Genomic DNA, 23,793 nt, shown 5'->3' with positions numbered 1-23,793 from the left:
GTCGCAGGAAGGTCATTCGGCCAGGAAGGCCTTGATCAGCGGCACCAGGGTGCCCAGGATCTCGTCGGCCTCGGCCTGGGTGAGGATCAGGGCGGGCACCATGCGCACCACGGTGTCGGCGGTCACGCTCAGGAGCAGGCCGGCGTCGGCGGCGCGCTGCACCAGCACGCCGCAGGGCTTGGCCAGCTCGACGCCGATCATCAGGCCCTGGCCGCGGATCTCCTTCACGCCCGCCACGCCGGCGAGCTCGCGCTCCAGGGCCGACTTCAGGTGCGCGCCCACGCGGGCGGCGTTCTCCAGCAGGCCGTCCTCCTCCATGATGCGGATGGTCTCCACGCCGGCGCGCATGGCCAGCGGGTTGCCGCCGAAGGTGGTGCCGTGGTTGCCCGGCTGGAAGATGTTGGCGGCCTTGGGGCCGGCCACCACCGCGCCGATCGGCACGCCCGAGCCCAGGCCCTTGGCCAGCGGCATGACATCGGGCTTGATCCCGGCCCACTGGTGCGCGAACCACTTGCCGGTGCGGCCCATGCCGCACTGCACCTCGTCGATCATCAGCAGCCAGTCCTTCTGGTCGCACAGGGCGCGCACCTGGCGCAGGTACTCGGCGCGCATCGGGTTCACGCCGCCTTCGCCCTGGATGGTCTCGAAGAAGACGGCCACCACGTCCTTGTCGCCCTCGGTGGCCTTCTTCAGCGCCTCGATATCGTTCAGCGGCACGCGGATGAAGCCCTCCACCAGCGGGCCGAAGCCGGCCTGCACCTTGGGGTTGCCGGTGGCCGAGAGGGTGGCGATGCTGCGGCCGTGGAAGGCCTTCTCGTAGACCACGATCTTGGGGTTCGTGATGCCCTTGTCATGGCCCCACTTGCGCGCCAGCTTCAGGGCCGCCTCGTTGGCCTCCAGGCCGCTGGAGCAGAAGAAGGCGTTGGTCAGGCCGGACAGTTCCACCAGCTTGGCCGCCAGGCGTTCCTGGTCGGGGATGTGGTAGTAGTTGCTGCAGTGGATCATCTTGGCCACCTGGTCCTGCAGCGCCGGCACCAGCCGGGGGTGCCCATGGCCCAGGGTGTTGACGGCGATGCCGCCCAGCGCGTCGAGGTACTGCTTGCCGTTCACGTCCCACAGGCGCACTCCCTTGCCGTGCGACAGGGCGATGGGCAGGCGCCCGTAGGTGTTCATGACATGCGGCGACGCGGCCTCGATGTGAGCCATTGCAATCCTCTCCAAAAACAAAATCGGCCCAACGAATTGAGCCGCCGAGGGTCGATTTTAGGCACAGGTCGTGCTAATCACTGATGACACGCCCGGGCCCGCCGCGGCCCCCGCCGCGCGGGGTCGGCAAGTCTTATATAAGATATAATTCTTGAGCGCTGCGGCAGACAGGCGATCCCTGGCCGCGGCGTGCAAACCACCCCTGATCCAGATGGTCTCTAACGCTGCCAAAGAAGTCTTCATCCAGGGCATCACCAGCCAGGGGCGCACCTTCCGCCCGAGTGACTGGGCGGAGCGTCTGGCCGGTGTCATGAGCTCGTTCCGCCCCGGCGGCGCCCATCCCGGCAGCCACCTGAGCTACTCCCCCTGGTGCATCCCCACCGTCATCGGCGGCGTCAAGTGCGTGGTCGTGAACCGCGAACTGCGCGACTTCGAGCCCATGGCCTGGGACTTCCTCATGAACTTCGCCAAGGACAACGACCTGCAGGTCTCCGAGGCCTGCCTGATCCCCGACGAGCCCGCGAAGTAGGGCCGCGGCCAGGCGGGGAGGGCGGGCCTGGGTCGACCCGGCCCCTTGCCCCGGACCCGGTAACCCCGGAAACGAAAAAACCGCCCGAAGGCGGTTTTTCTTTTTTGCTTTGCTGGCAGCGCACCCGGTTCAAACGGCGGGCCGGTGAGGGCCCGTGCGAATGCCCAAGCGGGTGCTTAGGCGGCGGCGAGTGCCAGGGCCTTGACCTTGGCGGACAGGCGGCTCTTGTCGCGAGCAGCCTTGTTCTTGTGGAAGATCGCCTTGTCGGCCACGGAGTCGATGACCGACTGGGCCTTGGCAAACAGTTCGGTGGCCTTGGCCTTGTCGCCGGCGGCGACGGCCTTTTCCACGTTCTTCACCACGGTGCGGTACTTGGAGCGCAGCGAGGAGTTGGCGGCGTTGAGCTTGACGTCCTGGCGGGCGCGCTTGCGGCCCGATGCCAGGCGGGGGTTCTTCTTCTTGGGTTTTCCAGAAGCCATTTCAAAAATCCTTTAGGTGTCTGAGGATGATGCCAGCAAAGCCCTCCATTGTACTCCAGGCCGGCCGAACTGCCCAGACCATGCCGTGGGGCCCCGGTAAACTCGGCGCGTGAGCCTCTTCAAAGCCGCCTCCACCGTCTCCCTGCTGACCCTGGCTTCCCGCGTCACGGGCCTGGTGCGCGACCTGCTCATGGCCTCGGCCTTCGGCGCCTCGGCGCTGACCGACGCGTTCAACGTCGCCTTCCGCATCCCGAACCTGTTCCGCCGGCTGTTCGCCGAGGGCGCCTTCAGCCAGGCCTTCGTGCCGGCCCTGGCCCATGTGAAGGAGCGCGAGGGCGAGGCCGCCACCCATGCCCTGGTGGACCATGTAGCCACCGCCCTGGCCTGGGCCCTGGTGGCCACCTGCGTGGTCGGCGTGGCCGGCGCGCCGGTGCTGGTCTGGGCCATGGCCAGCGGCTTCCAGAAGGACCCGCGCGCCATGGAGGCGGCGGTCTTCATGACCCGCTGGATGTTCCCCTACATCGGGTTCATGTCGATGGTGGCCCTGTCGGCCGGGATCCTGAACACCTGGAAGCGCTTCGCCGCGCCGGCGGCCACGCCGGTGCTGCTGAACCTGTGCATGATCCTCGCCGCCTGGAAGGGGGCGCCGGCCTTCGCCGGCTGGGGCATCGAGCCGATCTACGCCATGGCCGCGGGTGTCATGGCCGGCGGCGTGCTGCAGCTGGCGGTGCAGGTGCCGGCCCTGGCCCGCATGGGGTACCTGCCCCGCATCGGCCTGACCTGGGCGCGCCTGCGCGCGGCCTGGGCCCACCCCGGCACCCGGGGGGTGGGCCGCAAGATGCTGCCGGCCCTGCTCGGGGTGGGGGTGGCCCAGATCTCCCTGCTGATCAACACCCAGATCGCCTCCTGGCTGCCGCATGGCAGCGTCACCTGGCTCAGTTACGCCGACCGGCTGATGGAATTCCCCACCGCGCTGCTCGGCGTGGCCCTGGGCGTGGTGCTGATGCCCCAGCTGGCCGCGGCCCATGCCAAGGCCGACACGCAGCGCTATTCGTCCATGCTGGACTGGGGCCTGCGCCTGGTGGTGCTGCTGGCGGTGCCCAGCTCGGTGGCCCTGCTGGTGTTCGCCCAGCCCCTGGCGGCCACGCTGTTCCACTACGGCGCCTTCACCGGCCACGACGTGGCCCAGGTGTCCGTCGCCCTGGCCGGCTACGGCGCCGGCCTGCTGGGGCTGGTGGCGATCAAGGTGCTGGCGCCCGGCTATTACGCCAACCAGGACATCCGCACGCCGGTGCGCATCGCCATCGTGGTGCTGGTGGTCACGCAGCTGCTGAACGTGGTGCTGGTGCCCGCGCTGCAGCATGCCGGCCTCGCCCTGTCCATCGGCCTGGGGGCGCTGCTCAATGCGGGCTGGCTGCTCGCGGGCCTGCGCCGCCGCGGCAGCTGGCGGCCTTCGCCGGGCTGGGGCCGCTTCCTGCTGCAGGTGCTGGCGGCCACGGTGCTGCTGGCGGTGTTCCTGCTGTGGGCCGGCGGCTCGTTCGACTGGGTGGCGCTGCGCGCCCAGCCCGGGCAGCGGGTGGCCACCCTGGCGGGCCTGCTGGCGGCCTCGGGTGCCATCTACTTCGGCGCCCTGTGGGTGGCCGGCCTGAAGCTGCGGCAGTTGCTCGCGCGCTGAAACGCAGCTTGCCCTGCTTGACGCGGCCCAAGGTCGCGCATACAACTTCCGCATGCAGTTGAACCTCTCGCCGCCGACGCCCCTCGAGTACTTCCGGGCTCTGGTGGCCAGCGACGAGCACTTCCCCCTGCTGGAGGCCGCCGCCAGCCTCGCCCAGGACGAATACCCCGAGTTCGACGTCCAGCAGGTCCTGGACGACGTCGACCAGATGCTCGCCCGCCTGCGACGGCGCCTGGCGGCCGATGCGCCGCCTCTGCACAAGCTGCGCATGCTCAATCAGTTCTTCTTCCGGGACCTGAGCTTCGGCGGCAACGTCAACGACTACTGCGACCCCGACAACAGCTACCTGCACGTGGTGATGCGCACGCGCCGCGGCATCCAGATCTCGCTGGCGGTGCTGTGGGTGGAGCTGGCCCAGGGGCTGGGGCTGCACGCGCGCGGCGTGTGCTTCCCAGGGCATTTCATGGCCAAGGTCAACCTGCCCAAGGGGCAGGTGGTGATCGATCCGTTCACCGGCCACTCGCTCTCGCGCGAGGAGCTGGCCGAGCGGCTGGAGCCGTACAAGCGCCGCAGCGGGCTGACCGGGGAGTTCGACGTGCCGCTGGGGCTGTACCTGCAGTCGGCGCCGCCGCGGGACATCGTGGCCCGCATGTTGCGCAACCTGAAGGAGATCCACCGGGCCCAGGAGGACTGGGCGCGCCTGGTGGCGGTGCAGGACCGGCTGGTGATCCTGCTGCCCGAGGCCTGGGGCGAATGGCGCGACCGCGGCCTGGCCCATGCTGAACAGGGCCACACCCAGCGCGCCGTGGCGGACCTGGAGGTTTACCTGGCCAATGCCCAGGACGCCCTGGACATCGACCTGATCGCCGAGCGCGTCGCCGCGTTGCGGCGCGCGCCGGGCTGACCCCCGTTTACAGCACTTCGACCGGGGCGCCGCCGCCGCGCTCGGCGATGGCGCCGATCTCGTGGACCGACTCGCCCAGCGAACGCAGGGTGGCCGCGGTGGCCGCAGCGTGGGCGGCGTCGACCACCACCACCATGCCGATGCCGTTGTTGAAGGTGCGGTTCATCTCGTAGTCGGAGATGGCGGCGGTCTTCTGCAGCCAGGCGAACAGCTCGGTCTGCGGCCAGGAGCCCTTCTTCAGGTGGGCGGCCGTGCCCTCGGGCAGCACGCGCGGGATGTTTTCCAGCAGGCCGCCGCCGGTGATGTGGGCCAGCGCCTTGATCGGGTGCTGGGCCAGGGCGGCCAGCACGTTCTTCACGTACAGGCGGGTGGGGGCCATGACGGCCTCGCGGAACGGCTTGCCGTCCAGCGTGGCGGGCAGGTGGCCGGCGGCGCGGTCGATGCACTTGCGCACCAGGGAGAAGCCGTTGGAGTGCACGCCGGCGGAGGCCAGGCCCAGCACCACGTCACCGGGCTTGACGTCCTTGCCGGTGAGGATCTTGCTCTTTTCCACCGCGCCCACGCAGAAGCCGGCCAGGTCGTACTCGCCGTCGGGGTACATGCCGGGCATTTCCGCCGTCTCGCCGCCGATCAGGGCGCAGCCCGATTCCTCGCAGCCGCGGGCGATGCCGCCGACCACGGCGGCAGCGGTGTCCACGTGCAGCTTGCCGCAGGCGAAGTAGTCCAGGAAGAACAGCGGCTCGGCGCCCTGCACCAGCACGTCGTTCACGCTCATGGCCACCAGGTCGATGCCGACGGTGTCGTGCATGTCCCACTCGAAGGCCAGCTTGAGCTTGGTGCCCACGCCGTCGGTGCCGGAGACCAGCACCGGCTCCTGGTACCGCTTGGGCACCTCGAACAGGGCGCCGAAGCCGCCGATGCCGGCCATCACGCCCTCGCGCAGGGTCTTCTTGGCCAGGGGCTTGATGCGCTCGACGAGGGCATCACCGGCGTCGATGTCCACGCCGGCGTCTTTGTAGGAGAGAGGAGCTTGTGTCATGGGGACCGATAGAATTTGGCCGATTTTACTTTCCACACCCGCGCCCCCTGATGCTTTCGACTCCAGCGCCCCGATCCGGCGCCCCCGCCGCATGAAACAGATCGCGCTGGACATCGGCCTGGCCCGCGGCCCCACGCTGGCCGGCTTCTGCGCCGGCCCCAATGAGGCGGCCCTGTCGCACCTCAAGCTGTGGTGCGGCAGCCCGACCCGTTCGCCCGTGCCCACCTACCTGTGGGGCGAGGGCGGCAGCGGCAAGACCCACCTGCTCAAGGCGGTGGCCGAAGCCCTGCGCGAGCAGGGCGCCTCGGTCGGCTGGCTCGACGCCACGATGGCCGAGCCGCCCGAGTTCGACGAGCGCTGGGCGGTGGTGCTCATGGACGACACCCACCTCTACACCGCGGTGCAGCAGCACGCCGCGTTCAACTGGTTCGTCAACGCCCAGACCCACCAGCGCGCGGTGCTCGCCGCCGGCGAGGTGCCGCCGGCCGACCTGAAGCTGCGCGAGGACCTGCGCACCCGCCTGGGCTGGGGCCATGTGTTCCAGCTGCACGTGCTGTCCGAGCCCGAGCGCCGCGCGGTGCTGCGCCAGGCCGCCGACGACCGCGGCGTCTTCCTCTCCGACGAGGTCATGGACTGGATGCTCAATCGCTTTTCCCGCGACCTGGGCAGCCTGATGCAGCTGCTGGACCACCTGGACCACTACGCCCTGCAGACCAAGCGCGCCATCACCATCCCCCTGATCCGCTCCATGCTGGAGAACGAGTGAAACTCGCCCTGTTCGACCTCGACCACACCCTGCTGCCGATCGATTCCGATTACTCCTGGGGCCAGTACACCCTGGAGATCGGCTGGTGCGACCCGGGCCACTTCAAGGCCCGCAACGACCAGTTCTTCGCCGACTACCAGGCCGGCACCCTCGACGTGCACGAGTACGTGCGCTTCGCCACCGAGGCGATCCGCCTGCGTGGCGAGGCCGCCGCACTGGCCGCGCGCGAGGACTTCATCGCCCGGGTGATCCGCCCGGCCCTGCGCCCGCAGGCGCTGGACCTGGTCCGCAAGCACCAGGACGCCGGCGACCACGTGATGATCGTCACCGCGACCAACGAGTTCGTCACCCGCCCGATCGCCGACCTGTTCGGCGTGCCGGAGCTGATCGCGGTGCAGCTGGCCCGCGACACCTCGGGCTGGATCACCGGCGAGATCGACGGCATCCCCTCCATGCGCGCCGGCAAGGTGGCCCGGATGGAGCTCTGGCTGTCGGACCGGGGCCTGTCCTGGGACGACGTGGACGCGACCTTCTACTCCGACTCCATGAACGACCTGCCCCTGCTGGAGAAGGTATCCCACCCGGTGGCCACCAACCCCGACGCGCGCCTGCGCGCCATCGCCTCCGAGCGGGGCTGGCCCATCCTCGACCTGTTCACATGATCAAGAAACTCATCGACCGCCTCCTGGGCGGCAGCGGCAGCAAGCCGAAATTCGGCAAGCGCCGCGAGATCGCCCGCGACCAGCACGGCATCGACCCGTCGCTGGTCGACGAGCGCGCCGTCAACGTGGTGCGCACCCTCCAGGGCGCGGGCTACGAGGCCTACATCGTCGGCGGCGCGGTGCGCGACCTGCTCCTGGGCCTGCGGCCCAAGGACTTCGACGTCGCCACCAACGCCACGCCCGAACAGGTCAAGGGCCTGTTCCGCCGCGCCTTCATCATCGGCCGGCGTTTCCGCATCGTGCACGTCGTCCATGGCCGCGGGCGCGAGCACGAGGTGATCGAGGTCTCGACCTTCCGCGCCTACATGGACAACGCCGCGGCCGAACAGGTCGCCGGCAACGAGCGCACCAGCAAGAGCGAACTGGCCGGCATGAAGCACGCGGTGGACGCCAGCGGCCGCGTGCTGCGGGACAACGTCTGGGGCCCGCAGGACGAGGACGCCACCCGCCGCGACTTCACCGTCAACGCGATGTACTACGACCCGCAGACGCAGGTGGTGGTCGACTACCACGGCGGCATCGAGGACGCGAAGAAGAAGCTGCTTCGCATGATCGGCGACGCCGCCACCCGCTACCGCGAGGACCCGGTGCGCATCATCCGCGCGGTGCGCTTCGCGGCCAAGCTGTCGCCCCTGGGCTTCAAGCTGGAGTCGAAGACGGCCGCGCCGCTGAAGGCCTGCCTGAAGCTGCTGCAGGACGTGCCGCAAAGCCGCCTGTTCGACGAGATGCTCAAGCTGCTGCAGACGGGCCACGCGCTGGCCACCATCGAGCAGCTCAAGGTCCTGGGCATGGAGCGCGGCATCTACCCGCTGCTGGACCTGGTGGTCGAGCGCGCCGGCCAGCCCTTCGTGCGCGCCGCGCTGGCCGACACCGACCGCCGCGTGGGCGAGGGCAAGCCGGTGGCCCCGAGCTTCCTGCTCGCCGCCGTGCTCTGGGCCGACGTGCGCGAAGGCTGGGCCAGGCGCCAGGCCCAGCGCGTGCCGCCGTTCCCGGCGCTGCAGGATGCGATCGACGAGGTGTTCGACTCGCGCATCGGCGACGTCTCGGGCCGCGGCAAGCTCGGCGCCGACATGCGCGAGATCTGGATGATGCAGCCGCGCTTCGACAAGCGCACCGGCAGCAGCCCCTTCAGCCTGGTGGAGCAGCCCCGCTTCCGTGCCGGCTTCGACTTCATGCGCCTGCGCGCCGACATCGGCGAGGTCGACGTGGTGCTGGCCGACTGGTGGCAAGAGTTCAGCGTGGCCGACGACAACGCCCGCGAGGACCTCCTGGCACAGGCCCGCGAGGAGCAGGGCAAGGGCGGGCGACGCGTGCACCGCGTCAAGCCCGCAGCGCCGGAGGGCGAGGGCGGCCGCGCCGCGCCGGCGCGGCGTGAACCCCGCGAGCCCCGTGAGGTCGGCGAGGCTGGCGAGCGGCGCGATCCCGGCGACGCCGGCAGCGAAGGCGCCGAGGGCGATGGCGCCGCGCCCAAGAAGCGCCGCCGCCGCCGCCGCAAGCCGGCCGGCGAGGGCGGTGGCGCGCCGTCCGGCGGCGAGGCCTGACCCCCACGGGTGGCCCGCATGGACACGCCCGGCCCCGTGACCGCCTACGTAGGCCTGGGCGCCAACCTCGGCGATGCCCGGGCCACCGTGGCCCTTGCCCTCGAGGCCCTCGGCCGCCTGCCGCAGACCACGCTGCTGCGCGCCTCCTCCCTGTACCGCACTGCGCCGCACGAGGCGCAGGGGCCGGACTTCATCAACGCGGTCGCGGCCCTCGCCACCCGGCTGCCCGCGCACGAACTGCTCGCGCAGCTGCAGGCGCTGGAGAACGCGGCGGGCCGCGAGCGGCCGTACCTCAACGCGCCACGCACCCTGGACCTGGACCTGCTGCTGTACGGGCAGGCGCGCATCGACACCCCCACGCTCACCGTGCCGCACCCGCGCCTGGCAGGGCGCGCCTTCGTGCTGGTGCCGCTGGCCGAGATCGCGCCGGAGCGCGTCACCCCGGCGCAATTGCAGGCCGTGGCCTCCCAGGCGATCGAGCGGCTGCCGGCCTGAGCGCGCTGCCGCGTCCGCGGCCCTCGCCGCCGCCGGGCGGCCGCCCCAGCCTCAGGCGCCGATCGACTGGCCGGGCTTGAAGGATTCTTCCATCTGGCGGCGCAGCTGCCAGGCCCGCGTACCGGTGTCCATGGCCACGTCGTCCCAGGTCACGACCTGGCCCTTGCGTACCGGGCGCACCACCTTGACGTCATGCGCCAGGCCCAGCGGCACGCCGCCCAGGCGCACCGACTTGTCTGCGGGCAGCAGCTTGCCCCACACGGTGTAGCCGCCCTCGCCATCCAGCAGGTCGCCGGGTGCGAGGTCGCGCTTGGCGGTGGCCACCACGTCGGCATTCCACGCCGTGGCCACGCCGGTGGCCTCGCCGCGCAGGGCCACCGAGGCCACCGACAGGCCGACCTCCAGCCCGATCAGGTGCCAGCGCTTGTACAGGGTGAAGTAGCGGCCGGTGGGATCGGTGTGGGCGTTGTACTCCTCGAAGCAGTTGCGGATGTACTCGGTCTCGCCTTCCACCGTGACCCATACGCCCATGCGGATGTCGTAGGGAATGCGGCGGCCGTCGGGCTCCAGCGACGAGATCACCTCCACCATCCCCTTGCGTTCGAGCACGCCGCCCTCGCTGCGCGGTCGGGTCACGAAGGGGATGTCCTCCACGCTGGCCGGCGGGTACAGCAGGCCGTCGGAGGGCACGCCCAGGCCGGTGGCATTCGACACCGCGGCGCTCTCGATGCTGGGCTTGGAGCCGTCGAGGAAGCTGTTGAACATCTTCGGGTTCAGGCCGCCGCGGCGGGCCTGCTCGGGGGTGAGGCCGTAGTGTCCCCACACCGTCTCGGGCGTGGACTCGCAGAAGTGCGGCAGCCACTTGTGGCCGCGGCCGGCGGCCACCACCGGGAAGCCGCAGGTGCGGGCCCAGTCCACCAGGTCGCAGATCAGGGCGGGCTGGTCGCCGAAGGCCTGCGAGTACACCACGCCGGCCTCGGCGGCGCGGCGCGCCAGCAGCGGGCCGCAGAAGGCGTCGGCCTCCACCGTCACATTGACCACGTGCTTGCCGTGCGCGAAGGCTTCCAGGCAGTGGTCCACCGCGGCCACCGGGTGGCCGGTGCACTCCACGATCACGTCGATGGCGGGATGGCGCACCAGGGCCAGCCAGTCGTCGCCCACATGGGTGAGGGCCCCGGACCTGATCGCGGCGTCCAGGCTGGCGGCCTCCAGGCGTGCCGGCTCCCAGCCCACGCGGGCCAGGTTGGCGCGGGCGCCGTCGGGGGACAGGTCGGCGATGCCGGCCAGGTGCACGCCGGGCGTGCGCGGCACCTGCGCGAGGTACATCGAGCCGAACTTGCCGGCGCCGACCAGGCCGACGCGGATGGGGCGGCCTTCGGCGGCGCGCTGCAGGAGCTTGGAATGCAGGCTCAAGGGGTCTCCTTCTCTTTTTCTCCGGGTCGCAGCGCCGGGGACCCCGTCAGCCCGGGGGGCTGCGAGGGCCCTCCCGCCAGGGGCGCGCAGCCAGCATACGGTGCGCCCCGGGCGCAGGCCTGTCGCCCAGAGGACGCCGGCCCGCACCACCCGACGGCACGCTTCAGAACCAGTCGACGAAGCCGGCCTGCTCGGCGTTCTGCGGGTTGGAGCCCGCCTCGCGCACCCGCGCCAGGGCCTGCGGCGTGTCCAGCCCCAGGGACTTGAGCACGCAGGCCGCCGCCGAGCCGGTGCGGCCCAGGCCGGCGGCGCAATGCAGCAGCACCGACTCGCCCTCGCGCACGCGGCGGGCCACGTCCATCACCTGGGTGCGGAAGGCGGCCGGGTCCTCGGGCAACCCGAAATTGCGCATCGGCAGCAGCGTCCAGCGGAAAGGCAGGCGGCCGCGCGCCACGGCCGCGTGGTAGGCGGGCGACAGCTCGGCGATCTCCTCGCGCGGGGTGAGGCACACCACCAGCCCGAGCCGCACGGCCTCTGCCTCGGCAACGAAGCGCGTCCACGGCTCGAAGCGCCCGGGCATGGACGACAGCCACAGCCGGCCGGTGGCCTCGGGCGGGAGCGCCAGCAGGCGAAGGCTCATGGCGCGACCCCGGCGCGAGGTCCCGCCAGGGGGGGGCGGCCCGGCGTGCGGGCGGGCGCACCCCGCCTCGGGAGGGACGGCCCGGCGCTCATCGCAGGCTCCGTTGCTGGGCCACGTCCAGTTCGCTGACCATGCCGGCGCGGTTGCCCCAGCTGCCGCGGATGTGCGTGAGCACGGCGGCGACATCGGCATCCGACAGCTCCAGGGCGAAGGGCGGCATGCCGAACGGGCGGGGGTGTCCCTCGGTGGCGGGGCCGAAGCCGCCATGGATCACCACCTGCACCAGGTTGGCCGTCACCGGGAGGGTGACCGCGCGGTTGCCCGCCAGCGGCGGGTAGGCGCCGCCGACACCCTCGCCGCGGTCGCCGTGGCACTGGGCGCAGTGGTTCTCGTACAGGCGCGCGCCGCGCTGAGCCACGCTGGCGGGTGTCGGCGGCGCGGGCGGGCGCGGCGTCTCGGCGGCCGGCGGCACCGACTTGAGGAAGGTGGCCATGGCCTGCAGGTCCGGCAGGGACAGGTGCTGCGTGCTGTGAAGCACCACCTCGGCCATCGGCCCCAGGGTGCTGGCGCCGGGCGTGTGGCCGGTGCGAAGCAGCCGCACGATGTCCTCCAGGGGCCAGCCGGCGACGCCGGCCTCCCGGTCCGAGGCCAGCGAGGGCGCGTACCAGGCCTGCATCGGGATCATCCCGCCGGACAGGTCCATCATGTCGCTGGCGCCCAGGGCGTTGCGCGTGGCATGGCAGGCCGAGCAGTGGCCCAGCCCGCGCACCAGGTAGGCGCCGCGGTTCCACTCGGCGCCGCGCGCGGGCTCCTCGCGCAGCTCGCCGGGGCGGAAATACAGCGCCCGCCACACGGCCAGCGATGCCTGCGTGTTCACCGGCCAGCGCAGGTCGTGCGGGGTGTTCTCGCGCGCCACCGGCGGCACGCTGCGCAGGAAGGCGAACATCGCGTCCGCGTCGGCGCGGGTCACCAGGGTGTAGTTCGTGTAGGGGAAGGCCGGGTACAGCATGCGCCCGTCCCGCGAGCGGCCATGGTGCAGCGCGCGCCAGAAGTCGTCGGCGGACCAGTGGCCCAGCCCGGTCTTCGGGTCGGGCGTGAGGTTGCCCGCGTAGACCGTGCCGAAGGGCGTGACGATGCCGCGCCCGCCCGCCCAGGGTGCGCCGCCCCGGTCGGTGTGGCAGGCCATGCAGTTGCCGGCGCGCACGAGGTACTCGCCGCGCGCGATGAGGTCCGGTGTCGCGGGGGCGGCGGCGGCCGGCGCCGCGGCGGGCGCGCCGGAGCCGGCCTCGCTGCGCGCGAACATCACGCCGAAGGCGATGCCCGCCAGCGCCAGGAGGCCCAGCAGGGCGAGGGAGATGCGGCGGATCACGGCGTCATCCTCCCGGCGGGAAGGACGGCGCTGCCGCAGGCGATCTCGGGCGGCCGGGGCAGCTTCGCCACCGGCTTGGTGCTGGCCGGCAGGGGCTGGGCCGCCAGCCAGGTGGCCACGGCGGTCAGGTCCTCGGCCGGCAGGGCCTGGGCGATGCGGGCCATGCAGTCGGGGGCGTGGGCGCGCCGCTGGCCGCTGCGCCAGGCGCCGAGCTGGGCGTTCAGGTAGTCCCGCGGCAGCCCCAGCAGCCCCGGGGTGTTGGGCAGCACGCCCGTGAGCTGCGGGCCGTGGCAGGCGGCGCAGGCGGGCAGCTGGCGCGCGGCATCGCCCTGCAGCGCCAGCTGGCGGCCTCGCTCCAGCACCTGCGGCGGCGCGGGCGCGGGGGCCGGCGGGGGGTAGGGCAGGTCCAGGCTGGCGAAGTGCTGCGCGATCTCGAGCAGGTAGGCGTCGGACAGCGGGTCCAGCAGGCGCGTCATCAGGCCGTAGTGGCGGCGGCCGTCGCGGAAATGCAGCAGCTGGTTGTACAGGTAGCCGGCCGGCTTGCCGGCGATGCGGGGGTAGTAGCCGTCGGGGCCGGCGCGGCCCTCGGCACCGTGGCAGGCGCTGCAGGCCCGGGTGCGCTGGGCCATGGTGTCCTCGAACGGTGCGGCCGAGGCGCAGGCCGACGCGGCGGCCAGGATCAGGGCGGTCAGGAACTTCACGGCCCGCATCATGCCAGCCCGTCCTACGCCTGCCGCGGGAAGGGGCGGGCAGGCTGGCGCGCATGGCCACCGACTCCACTCCCGCCAGCGCGCCCGACGTGATCCCGCCGCGACCGGCCCCGGCACCGGGTCCCGCCAGCGATCCGGCGGGCTCGAATGCGCCGCGCCCCGAGCCCGACCCGCAGGCCGAACGGCGCCCCTCCGGCAGCGACGGGCGCGCGCCGCGCAGGCCGTATTCCACGGGCAACGATTAGCCGCAGCCCGCGCGCCAGGCTCCTCAGCGAGCTGACAGCTTGCGCGGCAGCATCGCTTCCCTCCTGGACACCCATGGCCGCCCGCCACGAGCGGGCGATGCCACTCCCTTCACCGAGGTGTCCATGACCCATTCGTCCTCAAGCCGCCCGGCCCGGCCGCGCGCCACCCGCTGGCGGCTCGCCGCTGCCTTGCCGGCCTTCCTGTACCTGACCCTGCTCGCCGCCTGTGGCGGCGGGGGCGGCGGCGGCGCCGATGCCCCCGCCGAGCCGCCGCCACCCCCCGTGCCCGTGCAGCCGGCCGACCCGGTCCGGCCCGTCGGCCCCGTCCCCGTCCCGGGTGACGCGACGGTCCGCGGCCGCGTCACCTTCGATTACGTGCCGAGCGCCGGCGGCCGCCTCGCCTACGCGCACGTCGAGGCCCGCCCGGTGCGCGGCGCGCGGCTGCAGCTGGTGGACGAGGCCGGCACCGTCGTGGCCGACACGCGCACCGACGCCGAGGGCCGCTACAGCGCCCAGGCCCCCGAGGGCCGCCCGGTCCGCCTGCGCGTGAGTGCCGAACTCCTGGCGGGCAATGCCCGCACCCGCGTCACCGACAACACCCAGGGCGACGCCCTGTACGCGCTGGAGTCCCCCGCCTTCACCGGCGGCGGCACCCGCGACCTGCACGCGCCCTCCGGCTGGACCGGCGCGGGCTATCGCCAGCCCCGGTCGGCCGCGCCCTTCGCCGTGCTCGACACGGTCTACCGGACCCAGGCCGCCCTGCTGGCGGTCGACCCCCGCGCGGCCCTGCGCCCGCTGGACGTCCACTGGAGCCCCGGCAACCGCGCCGTGCGCGGCGACAAGTCGCAGGGCCAGATCGGCGGGACGCACTTCACCGCGGCGGCTGCCGACACCACCGCGCACATCTACGTGATGGGCGACGAGGACGTGAACACCGACGAATACGACGAGGGCGTCATCGCGCACGAGTGGGGCCACTATTACCAATGGGCCTTCTCGCGCAGTGACTCGCCCGGCGGGCGCCATGCCGGCGAGCCGCTGGAACTGGCGCTGGCCTTCAGCGAGGGCTGGGGCAGCGCCTGGTCCGGCATCGCCCTGGGCATCGCGGCGATTTCCGATGCCATGGGGCCGGGCCAGGCGTCCGGCTGGTTCCTGCCGCTGGACCGCGCCGTCACGAAACGCCCCGGCGCCCATGCCGAGGACTCGGTGGCCACGGTGATCTGGAATTTCGCGCGCCAGCGCGGGGTGGTGCCGGTCCACGCTGCCATGCGACAGCTCGCCGCCTCGCCGGCCTTCAACACCCTGTATGCCTTCTCGCACGCCGTCCGCGGCGCCGACCCGGACGCCGCCGACGCGCTCGACGTCCTGCTCGAGGGGCAGGCCATCGTGACCTCACGGAGCTCGGGGGATGCCTATGGCACCGGCGAGACGAACGACGGCGGCCTGCAGGTCCTGCCGCCCTACCTGCCGCTGGCCCCGGGCCAGTCCGCCAGGGTCTGCAGCGTCAGCACGTACGGCAAGCCCAACAAGCTGGGCAACACCCGCTACCTGAAGGTCGTCACCCACAGGGCCGGGCATTACAAGCTCGCGATCCTCGGTCGCGACCGGGGCGATGGCAGCCGGCCGCGGGTGGAACTCTCCTGGCTGGACGGCGTGGAGCGCACCTACGGCTGGACCGACACCCCCGGGCTGGACGTCGACCTGCCGCTGCCCGCCGGTACCCTGGTCCTGAGCCTGGCCGACCGGGATGTCTTGCGCGGCTCGTACGCCACCGGCTGCTTTGACGTGCAGCTGGTGGAGCTCGCCGAGCCGCCCGCCGCCTCCTCCTACGCCGCCCCTTCCTTCACGCCCCTGCGAGCCCGATGAACATGAAGCGCCTTTCCCATGCACTGAACCTCCTGCTGGCCCTGGGTGCCCTGTGCACGCTGGCCTCGGTGCAGGCCGCCCCGGCCTCCGCCGCTCCCATGGCCCCGGCGGCCGACCCGCACGGTCCCGTCCACGGCGCCGGCGTGGACATCCGCCACACCCTGGAGCGAACCGGCGCCGACACGGTCCTCGTGACGCTGCGCCTGTCCGGCGCGAGCGACCCGGCGGGCGCGACGTTCCGCTACACCGCCACCGGCGGCGCCCGCCTGCTGCAGGCGGACAGCACGCCGCTGGCTGCAGGTGCGGCCGGCACCCGCGAGGTGAGGGTGCGCATCGACGCGAGCGGTGCGCCGCACCTCAACGTCTTCACCACCCAGGCCGGCCGCACGGCGGTCCTGAGCATTCCGCTGGTCGATGACCCGGCGCGCCTCAAGGCGGCGCCCGCAGGCAGCGCCGGGCGCGGCCCCGCGGGCGAACGCCTGATCGTGGTGCCGGGCGTGCTGCGCCCCTGAGGCGGCATCGCCGCCTTGCCAGGGCTGCCTGCGGGCGGCCCTTTTCCTTTGGGAAGCACGCTCAGGGCGTGGCGCGCAGCACCAGGTCACTGAGCGGGTACGCCGCGCAGGGCAGGATCCAGCCCTGCGCCTTTTCCTCGGCCAGCAGGCCGGGCCATTCGATGCGGTAGCCCACGCGGCCGGATTCGAGCTGCTGGATGCAGGCGCGGCAGGTGCCGTTGCGGCAGGAGTTCGGCAGCACCAGGCCCGCCGCCTCGGCCGACTGCAGCACCGTGCGGTCCGCCGCGAGCGCGAAGCGCGGCCCGTCGGGGCCCAGGCGGGCGAGGTACTCGGCAGGCATGGCCCATGATAATGGCCGACCCTCCGCCCGCCCGACACCCCATGGCCTCCAGCTTCTTTGCGCTGCTCGACGACATTGCCACCTTGCTGGACGACGTGTCCGTGCTCACGAAGGTCGCGGCGAAGAAGACCGCCGGCGTGCTCGGCGACGACCTCGCGCTGAACGCGCAGCAGGTCACCGGCGTCGCCGCCGACCGCGAGCTGCCCGTGGTCTGGGCGGTGGCGCGCGGCTCCCTGGTGAACAAGCTGGTGCTGGTGCCCGCCGCGCTGGCCATCAGCGCCTTCGTGCCCTGGGCAGTGACCCCGCTGCTGATGGTGGGCGGAGCCTGGCTGTGCTTCGAGGGCTTCGAGAAGCTGGCCCACCGCTTCCTGCACTCGCCCGCCGAGGATGCCGCGCACCACCAGGCGCTGGCGCGTGCGCTGGCCGACCCGCAGGTCGACGTGCTGGCGCTGGAGCGGCAGAAGGTGCGCGGCGCGGTGCGCACCGATTTCATCCTCTCCGCCGAGATCATCGTCATCGCCCTCGGGACGGTGGCCGGCAGCCCCTTCGGTACCCGGGTGGCGGTGCTCGCCGGCATCGCGCTGCTGATGACGGTGGGCGTGTACGGCCTGGTCGCCGGCATCGTGAAGCTCGACGACGCGGGGCTGGCCCTGAGCCGCAGTGCGTCGGGCGGCGTGCGCGCCCTGGGGCGAGGCCTGCTGCGTGCGGCGCCCTGGCTGATGAAGGCCCTCTCGGTCGCCGGCACGGCGGCCATGTTCCTGGTGGGTGGCGGCATCCTGCTGCATGGCATCGAGCCGCTGCACGGTGCGGTCACCGGCACGTTGCAGGCGTGGGGCGGCCTGGCCGCCGCGGCCGGCGCCCTGCTGGCCGATGCGGTGACCGGCATCGCCGCCGGCGCGCTGGTGCTGGGCGCCGCCGCAATGGGCCGCCGGCTCCTTCCTGCCCGGGAGGCCGCATGACGGACGCCCCCGCGATGGTCGCCTGGACCGAGGGCGGCGCACCGCGCAGCGCCCGCTGGCGCAGCGAGGCCGGCTGGCCCGCGCCCGCGCGCGTGGAGGTGGCCGACGACCAGCTGCCCGCCGACGCGGCCTACCGCCTGGTGTGCGAGGGCACCGCGCTGCTGTGGCGCGGCGACTTCCACAACGCGCGCCAGCTGCTGCAGGCCCTGGCCCGCCGCATCGACCGCAAGCCGCGCAAGCCCGTACCTGCGCCGGCCTCGATCACCGAGGCCTTCCACAAGCACCGCCAGGCCCAGGGCCGGCGCGCGCGCCTCCTGGGCATGCTGCTGGTGGAGGTGGCGGGGGACCACGGCATCGCGCTGCGCCGCGCGCCCGACCTGCACGCAGCCTGCGCCGAGGCCTGGGGCCCGGCCGACGGCCAGCCCCAGCTCGTGGCGCTGCGTGAGCTGCAGGGGCTGGTGGGGGCGCACGAGTGGCGCAAGGCCGGCGTCGAGATCCCCGCGCTCGGCCCCGCGCCGGGCAACCGCATCCATCCGCACTATGGCGTGTTCTCGCCGGTGCGCGGCGAGTACCTGGACCTGCTGGCGCGCGCCCCGCTGCCGGCGGACCGGGCGCTCGCCTTCGACGTCGGCACCGGCACGGGGGTGGTGGCGGCCCTGCTGGCCCGGCGCGGCATCGCCCGCGTGGTCGCCACCGACCTGAACCCGCGCGCCCTGGCCTGCGCCCGCGACAACCTCGGGCGCCTGGGCGTGCAGGACCGCGTCGAACTGCTCGAGGCCGACCTGTTCCCGCCGGGCCGCGCGGCGCTGGTGGTGTGCAACCCGCCCTGGGTGCCGGCGCGGCCGGGGTCGGCGCTGGAGCTCGCGGTGTACGACGAGGGCAGCCGCATGCTGCGCGGCTTCCTGTCGGGGCTGGCGGCGCACCTCGCGCCGGGCGGGGAGGGCTGGCTGGTCCTGTCCGACCTGGCCGAGCACCTGGGCCTGCGCCCGCGCGAGGAGTTGCTCGGGTGGATCGCCGCCGCCGGCCTGGCGGTGAAGGACCGGCTCGACATCCGCCCGCGCCATCCCAAGGCCTCCGACCCGTCGGACCCGCTGGCAGCGGCCCGCGGCAGGGAAGTGACTTCCCTGTGGCGGCTGGTGCCCGCAGGCCACACGCCCGCCTGAAAGCGCACGCCTACGCGCGGCGCAGGACGCGCCGCACGGCCACCCCGCCCGGGCGGGGCTAGTGTGGGCGGGCCATGAGCCTGCCCGCCATCCTCCTGCTGTCCACGGCCCTCGGCGCCGCCGCGCTGCCCCCGCCCGATTTCGGCGCCGAGCGCGTCTCGCCCGAGGCCCGGCAGGTCGCTGCCTGGGCCCTCGCCTCGGGGGACCATGGCCGCGGGCACCTGGTCATCGTCGACAAGAAGCGGGCGCGCGTCTACGTGCTCTCGCCGGCGGGCCGGCTGCTCGGCGCGGCGCCGGCCCTGCTGGGGCTGGCGCGCGGCGACGAGTCGGTGCCCGGCATCGGCGAGCGGCCGCTGCGGTCGATCCTGCCGCACGAGCGCACCACGCCAGCCGGCCGCTTCGTTGCCGAGCCCGGTACCAACCTGGCCGGCGAGGACATCGTCTGGGTCGACTACGCCTCCGCCGTGTCCATGCACCGCGTGCGCGCCACGTTGAAGTCCGAGCGCCGGCTGCAGCGCCTGGCCTCGCCCACGCCCGGCGACAACCGCATCTCCTACGGCTGCATCAACCTGCCGGTGCGGTTCTACGAGCAGGTGCTGGTGCCGGCCGTGCGAGCCGGGGCGGTGGTCTACGTGCTGCCCGATACGCGCGCGCTGGCCGAGGTCTTCCCGCCCGGGCGGCGTCCTGCACGCCCGTCGCCGCAGGCCGTGGTCGAGGCGGGCTCCGTCTGACACGAGGTCCTGCCGGCCACCGACGAGGCGCCGCTGCGGGCTGCCTAGGCTGGTCGCAGCCGGCAGCGATGCTGGCCAGTGACCAGCCATTCCAAGCCATGTAAGGAGTCTGCGAAATGACCACATCGAGCCTTCTGCGCCGCCTGCTCGCGGGCCTCGCCACCGCCGCCCTCGCCGGTGCTGCCCTCGCCCAGGGCAGCGGATCGGGCGCCGGCACCACGGGCGGCACGGGCGCCACCGGCGGCACCACCGGAACCCAGGCCTCGCCCTCCGGCGCGGGGGACACCAGCACGCCGGGCGCGGCCTCGCCGGCGCCGGGGTCCACCGGGGCCGGCACCCCCTCCGGATCGCCCTCCGACACCGGCACCATGGGCGCCGGCGGTTCGCCGGGCACCGGGTCCACCGGCACCGGCACAGGCACAGGCACAGGCACCGGCAGCACGGGCGCCGCCGACACCGGCACCGGCACCTCGGGATCGAGCATGGGCGCCGGCAGCGCCACCACCGGCACCCCGTCGGGCAGCGCCGGCACCGGCGCCACCGGCAGCATGGGCGCGGGCTCCGCAACCACCGATACCACCACCACCACGACGCAGCAACGCACCCGCCGCGCGGACCGCAACTGAGTCCTGTCACGGCAGGGAACGCACAAAGGTGTTAACTTCGGCGGGACTCTGGGGCGGCTGATCCACTGGCCGGCCCGGCCCTCCGACAAGAAGACATGAGCATTTCCCTGCCGGCCCTCAGCGGGCTGGACCCCACGCGCCTGCTCGGCATCCGCCGCGGCGTCGAGAAAGAAAGCCTGCGGGCCGCGCCCGACGGCTCGCTGGCGGCCACGCCGCACCCCGCGGCGCTGGGCAGCGCGCTGACGCACCCGCACATCACCACCGACTACAGCGAGGCGCAGCTGGAACTGATCACGGGCGTGCATGCCACGCCCGAGTCCTGCGTGGACGAACTGCGCGAGATCCACCAGTTCACGCTGCGCCAGATCGGCGAGGAGGCCCTGTGGGCCTCGAGCATGCCGTGCGCCCTGCCTGACGAAGACCAGATCCCGATCGGCCGCTACGGCAGCTCCAACGTGGGCCAGGCCAAGAGCGTCTACCGCATGGGCCTGGCCTGGCGCTATGGCCGGCGCATGCAGACCATCTCCGGCATCCACTACAACTGGTCGATGCCGGGCGTGGACAGCGCCGCCTACTTCGGCCTGATCCGCAATTTCCGCCGCCACGCCTTCCTGCTGCTGTACCTGTTCGGCGCCTCACCGGCCCTCAACGCCTGTTTCGTCGAGGGGCGCGACCACCAGCTGCAGGCGCTGTCCGAGGGCACGTTGTACCTGCCGTACGCCACCTCGCTGCGCATGGGGCGACTGGGCTACCAGAGCGAGGCGCAGTCGCGCCTGGCCGTGAGCTACAACGGCCTGGAGGGCTATGCCGACTCGCTGCACGGGGCGCTCACGCGCCCCTACCCGCCCTACGAGGCGATCGGCGTGCGCGGCCCCGACGGCGCATACCGCCAGCTGGCCACCAGCCTGCTGCAGATCGAGAACGAGTTCTACGGCACCATCCGCCCCAAGCGCACCATCTTCCCGGGCGAGCGCCCGCTGCACGCGCTGCGCGAGCGCGGCGTGGAGTACGTGGAGGTGCGCCTGATGGACCTGGACCCGTTCGAGCCCCTGGGCATCGACGCGCAGGCCATGCGCTTCCTCGACGTCTTCCTGCTGCACTGCCTGTTCGCTGAGAGCCCGCCCGACACCCCCGAGGAGATCGCCCGCATCGGCCGCAACCAGCACCGCACCGCCGCCTTCGGCCGCGATCCGGCGCTGCGGCTGGAGCGGGACGACGGCGAGGCCGGCCTCGCCGCCTGGGGCCACGAGCTGCTCGACGCGTGCGAGGGCGCCGCGCGCGCCCTGGACGCCGCCCTCGGCGGCACCCTGCACCAGGCCGCCCTGCGCGTCGCCCGCGAGCGCCTCGACGACCCGTCGCTCGTGCCTTCGGCGCGCGTGCTCGCGGCGATGGCGAAGGACCACGGCAACCGCTTCTTCGATTTCGGGCTGGACCGGTCGCGGCGCGTGCGCGAGGAGCTCCTGGCGCTGCCCTGGAGCGAGGCGCAGCAGGCGCGTTTCACGGCGCAGGCCGCGGCCTCGCTGCAGGAGCAGGCCCGCATCGAGGCCAGTGACAGCCTGCCCTTCGAGATCTATCGCCAGAAGTACATCGCGCCCGAGCGCCTGGGCCTGGGCCGGGCCGCGGTGGCGCCTTCGCTGGCCGCGCCCTGAGGAGCCGGGGACGGCGCTGTCGGCGCCGTCCTACCCGGTGACGGCGCGCAGGGCGCGACAGTCCGGGTTGTCCGTCCATCCACGAAGAGGAGGTGTCCATGATGCAAGTCCCCCTGGCCCGCATGGCGCTGGCCGTCGCCCTGGCGGCGGTGGCCGCAGGCGCTACGGCCCGCAATGACGATGCGCCCGGGCAGCGGCGCAAGCAGGAGCGGGAGCCGGAGGCTGCGGTCTCGCGCGAGGCCGCCCCGCGCACCGAGGTGCGTATCGGGGCGACCTTCACCGACCGCGACCGCGAGGTGGTGCGCACCTGGTACGGCGAGCAGGCCCAGCGCGCCGGGCGCTGCCCGCCGGGGCTGGCGAAAAAGAACAACGGCTGCCTGCCGCCCGGCCAGGCGAAGAAGTACCAGATCGGCCGACCGCTGCCGTCGGACGTGGTCTGGTACTCGGTGCCGCCGGCGCTGGTGACGCGCCTGCCGCCCTTGCCGGTGGGCCACGGCTACATCCGCGTGGGCGCGGAGATCCTGCTGATGGACCGCCGCAGCAACGTCGTCATCGACGTCGCCGCCGCCTTCCCGTTGTAGGCCGGCCCTGACGGGCGCGATGTCCCCTGCGGCACAGGCGCAGGGGGCGTGGCGTCGTAGAGTCGCTGCCGCAACGACCAACGGGAGGACCTCCATGGCATTGGACTTCAGCGGCCGCGTGGCCATCGTCACCGGCGCCGGCGGCGGCCTGGGCCGCCAGCACGCGCTCGCCCTGGCCGCGCGCGGCGCCAAGGTGGTGGTCAACGACCTCGGCGGCGCGGTCGACGGCACCGGGGGCAGCGTGGGTGCCGCCCAGGCCGTGGTCGACGAGATCCTCGCGCGCGGTGGCGAGGCCATCGCCAACGGCGCGTCGGTCACCGACTTCGACGCGGTGCAGTCCATGGTCCGCCAGGCTGTCGACACCTGGGGCCGCATCGACATCATCGTGAGCAACGCCGGCATCCTGCGGGACAAGACCTTCGCGAAGATGGACCTGGCCGATTTCCGCGCCGTGGTCGAGGTGCACCTCATGGGCGCGGTGCATTGCTGCAAGGCCGCCTGGCCCTACATGCAGGCGCAGAAGTACGGGCGCATCGTCCTGACCACGTCCTCCACCGGCTTGTATGGCAACTTCGGCCAGAGCAACTACGGCGCCGCCAAGCTGGCGCTGGTGGGGCTGATGAACACGCTGGCGCTCGAGGGGCACAAGCACGACATCCGGGTCAACTGCCTGGCCCCTACGGCGGCCACGCGCATGACGCAGGACCTGTTCCCGCCCGACATGCTCGAGGCCTTCGGCCCCGAGTCGGTGGTGCCGGCCATGCTGGCCCTGGCCCACCAGGATGCGCCGACCAAGACGACGCTGTGCGCCGGCGCCGGCGCCTTCGAGTCGGCGCAGGTCACGCTCACCCAGGGCGTCTACATCGGCGCCGGCCCGGATGCCGACGAGGCCCTGGCCGCGCGCCTGCCACAGGTCTGCGACGGCGCCGGGGCCTCGGTGCCCGCCAGCGGCGCCGGGCAGGGCGACAACGAACTGCGCCTGGCGCGCGCCGCCCGCGCTCGCTGAGGCAAGGGGTCGGGGGCGCAGGGCCGCCCCGCACGCAGTCGGCGCCAAACACAAAAAGTACCGGCGTCGCCGGGGCCGGCTGAGGTTGCACGGGTGCTAACCTGCCTGCACGTTCGCCTGCCCAGGGAGTCTCCAGCGTGCACCATCCACCGCAGTTGCTCTTTCGCGCCTTGCCACATCCCGGCCGCCCGCGGGCCACGGGCTCGGGCCTGGGGGCCGACAGCGCCTTCGAGGAAATGATCCGCTCCCGGCCGGTGGTGCACCGGCCCGTGGCGCGCGCGCGGTCAGAAGGGGGCGGGCAGGGCCTTGAACCCCACCCAGGCCGCGCCGATCACCGCATTCACCGGCACGCTCAGGGCGCCGGGCACGTAGAACACCGCGGAGAGCAGCTGCGAACCCGCCAGCACCTCGGCCAGCATTCCCAGCAGGTAGAACGCCAGGCCGCACGAGAGCCAGCGCCGCATGTACGTCGGCAGCCAGCGCGCCTGCTCGCGGTTGTGGCGCCAGGCCGCGGCGCGCTCGATCAGGTCACCGCGCGTCACGTCGCGGAACAGCCACCCGAAGAAGAAGTAGCGATAGAGCAGGGTGCGCAGGGCGGGAGGCGGGGGGGCTGAAGAGGCGGTCATG

25 protein-coding genes are annotated in these 23,793 nt (G+C 73.0%); 16 read left to right on the top strand and 9 right to left on the bottom strand.

Annotated elements, in window-relative coordinates; translation table 11 throughout:
- Positions 1–12: 12 nt before the first annotated feature.
- Entirely contained in the window at positions 13–1,206 is a 1,194-nt protein-coding gene (locus ACFQZY_RS02965; RefSeq protein WP_377412376.1) for an aspartate aminotransferase family protein, read from the bottom strand.
- Positions 1,207–1,417: 211 nt separating this feature from the next.
- On the opposite strand from ACFQZY_RS02965, the gene ACFQZY_RS02960 reads away from it, so the two are divergent.
- A complete protein-coding gene (locus ACFQZY_RS02960; protein ID WP_377412373.1) occupies positions 1,418–1,735 on the top strand; it encodes a DUF3579 domain-containing protein in 318 nt (105 codons plus the stop codon).
- 176 nt (positions 1,736–1,911) lie between these two features.
- Here the strand turns inward: ACFQZY_RS02960 and rpsT are convergent, their stop codons facing one another.
- On the bottom strand, positions 1,912–2,214 hold the full coding sequence (gene rpsT, locus ACFQZY_RS02955; protein WP_377412370.1) for a 30S ribosomal protein S20: 303 nt from the start codon (positions 2,212–2,214) through the stop codon (positions 1,912–1,914).
- A gap of 109 nt (positions 2,215–2,323) precedes the next feature.
- Between rpsT and murJ the strand changes: the two genes are divergently transcribed.
- Together murJ and ACFQZY_RS02945 are read left to right on the top strand one after the other, a co-directional pair.
- The gene (gene murJ, locus ACFQZY_RS02950; RefSeq protein WP_377412367.1) at positions 2,324–3,889 is read left to right on the top strand and encodes a murein biosynthesis integral membrane protein MurJ; all 1,566 of its coding nucleotides are present in this window, start codon (positions 2,324–2,326) and stop codon (positions 3,887–3,889) included.
- 52 nt (positions 3,890–3,941) lie between these two features.
- Positions 3,942–4,793, top strand: a complete 852-nt coding sequence (locus ACFQZY_RS02945; RefSeq protein WP_377412364.1) for a SirB1 family protein — start codon at positions 3,942–3,944, stop codon at positions 4,791–4,793.
- A 7-nt stretch (positions 4,794–4,800) separates the two neighbouring features.
- Here the strand turns inward: ACFQZY_RS02945 and purM are convergent, their stop codons facing one another.
- Positions 4,801–5,832 carry a phosphoribosylformylglycinamidine cyclo-ligase gene (gene purM / locus ACFQZY_RS02940; protein ID WP_377412362.1) on the bottom strand — a complete coding sequence of 344 codons (1,032 nt, stop codon included), beginning with the start codon at positions 5,830–5,832 and terminating at the stop codon, positions 4,801–4,803.
- A 91-nt stretch (positions 5,833–5,923) separates the two neighbouring features.
- On the opposite strand from purM, the gene hda reads away from it, so the two are divergent.
- From hda to folK, 4 genes are read left to right on the top strand one after another with little or no spacing between them, the layout of a single operon-like run.
- Entirely contained in the window at positions 5,924–6,598 is a 675-nt protein-coding gene (gene hda, locus ACFQZY_RS02935; protein ID WP_377412359.1) for a DnaA regulatory inactivator Hda, read from the top strand.
- The gene (locus ACFQZY_RS02930; RefSeq protein ID WP_377412356.1) at positions 6,595–7,260 is read left to right on the top strand and encodes an HAD family hydrolase; all 666 of its coding nucleotides are present in this window, start codon (positions 6,595–6,597) and stop codon (positions 7,258–7,260) included. Before hda ends, ACFQZY_RS02930 begins: the two co-directional genes overlap by 4 nt.
- Positions 7,257–8,861, top strand: coding sequence for a polynucleotide adenylyltransferase PcnB (gene pcnB, locus ACFQZY_RS02925; RefSeq protein ID WP_377412354.1), 1,605 nt, complete (start codon positions 7,257–7,259; stop codon positions 8,859–8,861). Before ACFQZY_RS02930 ends, pcnB begins: the two co-directional genes overlap by 4 nt.
- A gap of 18 nt (positions 8,862–8,879) precedes the next feature.
- Positions 8,880–9,356, top strand: a complete 477-nt coding sequence (folK, locus tag ACFQZY_RS02920) for a 2-amino-4-hydroxy-6-hydroxymethyldihydropteridine diphosphokinase (protein WP_377412351.1) — start codon at positions 8,880–8,882, stop codon at positions 9,354–9,356.
- A gap of 51 nt (positions 9,357–9,407) precedes the next feature.
- On the opposite strand, the gene ACFQZY_RS02915 is transcribed toward folK, so the two are convergent.
- The 4 genes from ACFQZY_RS02915 to ACFQZY_RS02900 all read right to left on the bottom strand — a co-directional run bounded on the left by ACFQZY_RS02915 (position 9,408) and on the right by ACFQZY_RS02900 (position 13,488).
- Positions 9,408–10,769 (bottom strand): NAD(P)H-dependent oxidoreductase, encoded by a 1,362-nt coding sequence (locus ACFQZY_RS02915; RefSeq protein WP_377412350.1) that lies wholly within the window; start codon positions 10,767–10,769, stop codon positions 9,408–9,410.
- A 163-nt stretch (positions 10,770–10,932) separates the two neighbouring features.
- The gene (locus tag ACFQZY_RS02910) at positions 10,933–11,409 is read right to left on the bottom strand and encodes a tyrosine-protein phosphatase (protein ID WP_377412348.1); all 477 of its coding nucleotides are present in this window, start codon (positions 11,407–11,409) and stop codon (positions 10,933–10,935) included.
- A gap of 88 nt (positions 11,410–11,497) precedes the next feature.
- Positions 11,498–12,778, bottom strand: coding sequence for a c-type cytochrome (locus tag ACFQZY_RS02905; RefSeq protein ID WP_377412345.1), 1,281 nt, complete (start codon positions 12,776–12,778; stop codon positions 11,498–11,500).
- Entirely contained in the window at positions 12,775–13,488 is a 714-nt protein-coding gene (locus tag ACFQZY_RS02900) for a c-type cytochrome (RefSeq protein WP_377412638.1), read from the bottom strand. The genes ACFQZY_RS02905 and ACFQZY_RS02900 overlap by 4 nt, the downstream gene beginning before the upstream one ends.
- A 368-nt stretch (positions 13,489–13,856) precedes the next feature.
- Between ACFQZY_RS02900 and ACFQZY_RS02895 the strand changes: the two genes are divergently transcribed.
- Together ACFQZY_RS02895 and ACFQZY_RS02890 are read left to right on the top strand one after the other, a co-directional pair.
- Positions 13,857–15,599 (top strand): carboxypeptidase-like regulatory domain-containing protein, encoded by a 1,743-nt coding sequence (locus ACFQZY_RS02895; RefSeq protein ID WP_377412343.1) that lies wholly within the window; start codon positions 13,857–13,859, stop codon positions 15,597–15,599.
- A gap of 2 nt (positions 15,600–15,601) precedes the next feature.
- Complete coding sequence (locus ACFQZY_RS02890) at positions 15,602–16,111, top strand: hypothetical protein (protein ID WP_377412341.1); 510 nt, start codon at positions 15,602–15,604, stop codon at positions 16,109–16,111.
- Positions 16,112–16,172: 61 nt separating this feature from the next.
- Here ACFQZY_RS02890 and ACFQZY_RS02885 read toward each other — a convergent pair whose 3' ends face one another.
- Positions 16,173–16,451 (bottom strand): 2Fe-2S iron-sulfur cluster-binding protein, encoded by a 279-nt coding sequence (locus ACFQZY_RS02885; RefSeq protein ID WP_377412339.1) that lies wholly within the window; start codon positions 16,449–16,451, stop codon positions 16,173–16,175.
- Positions 16,452–16,492: 41 nt separating this feature from the next.
- Here ACFQZY_RS02885 and ACFQZY_RS02880 point away from each other — a divergent pair, with 41 nt between their 5' ends.
- The 7 genes from ACFQZY_RS02880 to ACFQZY_RS02850 all read left to right on the top strand — a co-directional run bounded on the left by ACFQZY_RS02880 (position 16,493) and on the right by ACFQZY_RS02850 (position 23,166).
- Positions 16,493–17,410, top strand: a complete 918-nt coding sequence (locus tag ACFQZY_RS02880) for a DUF808 domain-containing protein (protein ID WP_377412337.1) — start codon at positions 16,493–16,495, stop codon at positions 17,408–17,410.
- A gap of 14 nt (positions 17,411–17,424) precedes the next feature.
- Entirely contained in the window at positions 17,425–18,573 is a 1,149-nt protein-coding gene (locus ACFQZY_RS02875) for a methyltransferase (protein WP_377412635.1), read from the top strand.
- A 74-nt stretch (positions 18,574–18,647) separates the two neighbouring features.
- On the top strand, positions 18,648–19,304 hold the full coding sequence (locus ACFQZY_RS02870) for a hypothetical protein (RefSeq protein ID WP_377412336.1): 657 nt from the start codon (positions 18,648–18,650) through the stop codon (positions 19,302–19,304).
- 116 nt (positions 19,305–19,420) lie between these two features.
- Positions 19,421–19,930, top strand: a complete 510-nt coding sequence (locus ACFQZY_RS02865; RefSeq protein ID WP_377412335.1) for a hypothetical protein — start codon at positions 19,421–19,423, stop codon at positions 19,928–19,930.
- A gap of 95 nt (positions 19,931–20,025) precedes the next feature.
- Positions 20,026–21,579, top strand: a complete 1,554-nt coding sequence (gene gshA, locus ACFQZY_RS02860; protein ID WP_377412333.1) for a glutamate--cysteine ligase — start codon at positions 20,026–20,028, stop codon at positions 21,577–21,579.
- A gap of 98 nt (positions 21,580–21,677) precedes the next feature.
- Positions 21,678–22,160, top strand: a complete 483-nt coding sequence (locus tag ACFQZY_RS02855) for a hypothetical protein (RefSeq protein WP_377412331.1) — start codon at positions 21,678–21,680, stop codon at positions 22,158–22,160.
- Between the two features lie 94 nt (positions 22,161–22,254).
- On the top strand, positions 22,255–23,166 hold the full coding sequence (locus ACFQZY_RS02850; protein WP_377412329.1) for an SDR family NAD(P)-dependent oxidoreductase: 912 nt from the start codon (positions 22,255–22,257) through the stop codon (positions 23,164–23,166).
- 284 nt (positions 23,167–23,450) lie between these two features.
- Here the strand turns inward: ACFQZY_RS02850 and ACFQZY_RS02845 are convergent, their stop codons facing one another.
- Positions 23,451–23,792 carry a hypothetical protein gene (locus ACFQZY_RS02845; RefSeq protein WP_377412326.1) on the bottom strand — a complete coding sequence of 114 codons (342 nt, stop codon included), beginning with the start codon at positions 23,790–23,792 and terminating at the stop codon, positions 23,451–23,453.
- Position 23,793: the final 1 nt, after the last annotated feature.

The sequence above is a fragment of the Ramlibacter sp. GCM10027632 genome, assembly GCF_042675325.1.
GTDB lineage: Bacteria > Pseudomonadota > Gammaproteobacteria > Burkholderiales > Burkholderiaceae_C > Ramlibacter.
This window is presented reverse-complemented; position numbering and strand designations above follow the sequence as displayed.

What these genes read in the sequence shown, in the direction of transcription:
- ACFQZY_RS02965 (WP_377412376.1), bottom strand. Translation starts at nt 1,206, where the DNA reads ATGGCTCACATCGAGGCCGCGTCGCCGCATGTCATGAACACCTACGGG.
- ACFQZY_RS02960 (WP_377412373.1), top strand. Translation starts at nt 1,418, where the DNA reads ATGGTCTCTAACGCTGCCAAAGAAGTCTTCATCCAGGGCATCACCAGC.
- rpsT (WP_377412370.1), bottom strand. Translation starts at nt 2,214, where the DNA reads ATGGCTTCTGGAAAACCCAAGAAGAAGAACCCCCGCCTGGCATCGGGC.
- ACFQZY_RS02945 (WP_377412364.1), top strand. Translation starts at nt 3,942, where the DNA reads ATGCAGTTGAACCTCTCGCCGCCGACGCCCCTCGAGTACTTCCGGGCT.
- purM (WP_377412362.1), bottom strand. Translation starts at nt 5,832, where the DNA reads ATGACACAAGCTCCTCTCTCCTACAAAGACGCCGGCGTGGACATCGAC.
- hda (WP_377412359.1), top strand. Translation starts at nt 5,924, where the DNA reads ATGAAACAGATCGCGCTGGACATCGGCCTGGCCCGCGGCCCCACGCTG.
- pcnB (WP_377412354.1), top strand. Translation starts at nt 7,257, where the DNA reads ATGATCAAGAAACTCATCGACCGCCTCCTGGGCGGCAGCGGCAGCAAG.
- folK (WP_377412351.1), top strand. Translation starts at nt 8,880, where the DNA reads ATGGACACGCCCGGCCCCGTGACCGCCTACGTAGGCCTGGGCGCCAAC.
- ACFQZY_RS02910 (WP_377412348.1), bottom strand. Translation starts at nt 11,409, where the DNA reads ATGAGCCTTCGCCTGCTGGCGCTCCCGCCCGAGGCCACCGGCCGGCTG.
- ACFQZY_RS02900 (WP_377412638.1), bottom strand. Translation starts at nt 13,488, where the DNA reads ATGCGGGCCGTGAAGTTCCTGACCGCCCTGATCCTGGCCGCCGCGTCG.
- ACFQZY_RS02895 (WP_377412343.1), top strand. Translation starts at nt 13,857, where the DNA reads ATGACCCATTCGTCCTCAAGCCGCCCGGCCCGGCCGCGCGCCACCCGC.
- ACFQZY_RS02890 (WP_377412341.1), top strand. Translation starts at nt 15,602, where the DNA reads ATGAAGCGCCTTTCCCATGCACTGAACCTCCTGCTGGCCCTGGGTGCC.
- ACFQZY_RS02885 (WP_377412339.1), bottom strand. Translation starts at nt 16,451, where the DNA reads ATGCCTGCCGAGTACCTCGCCCGCCTGGGCCCCGACGGGCCGCGCTTC.
- ACFQZY_RS02880 (WP_377412337.1), top strand. Translation starts at nt 16,493, where the DNA reads ATGGCCTCCAGCTTCTTTGCGCTGCTCGACGACATTGCCACCTTGCTG.
- ACFQZY_RS02875 (WP_377412635.1), top strand. Translation starts at nt 17,425, where the DNA reads ATGGTCGCCTGGACCGAGGGCGGCGCACCGCGCAGCGCCCGCTGGCGC.
- ACFQZY_RS02870 (WP_377412336.1), top strand. Translation starts at nt 18,648, where the DNA reads ATGAGCCTGCCCGCCATCCTCCTGCTGTCCACGGCCCTCGGCGCCGCC.
- ACFQZY_RS02865 (WP_377412335.1), top strand. Translation starts at nt 19,421, where the DNA reads ATGACCACATCGAGCCTTCTGCGCCGCCTGCTCGCGGGCCTCGCCACC.
- gshA (WP_377412333.1), top strand. Translation starts at nt 20,026, where the DNA reads ATGAGCATTTCCCTGCCGGCCCTCAGCGGGCTGGACCCCACGCGCCTG.
- ACFQZY_RS02855 (WP_377412331.1), top strand. Translation starts at nt 21,678, where the DNA reads ATGATGCAAGTCCCCCTGGCCCGCATGGCGCTGGCCGTCGCCCTGGCG.
- ACFQZY_RS02850 (WP_377412329.1), top strand. Translation starts at nt 22,255, where the DNA reads ATGGCATTGGACTTCAGCGGCCGCGTGGCCATCGTCACCGGCGCCGGC.
- ACFQZY_RS02845 (WP_377412326.1), bottom strand. Translation starts at nt 23,792, where the DNA reads ATGACCGCCTCTTCAGCCCCCCCGCCTCCCGCCCTGCGCACCCTGCTC.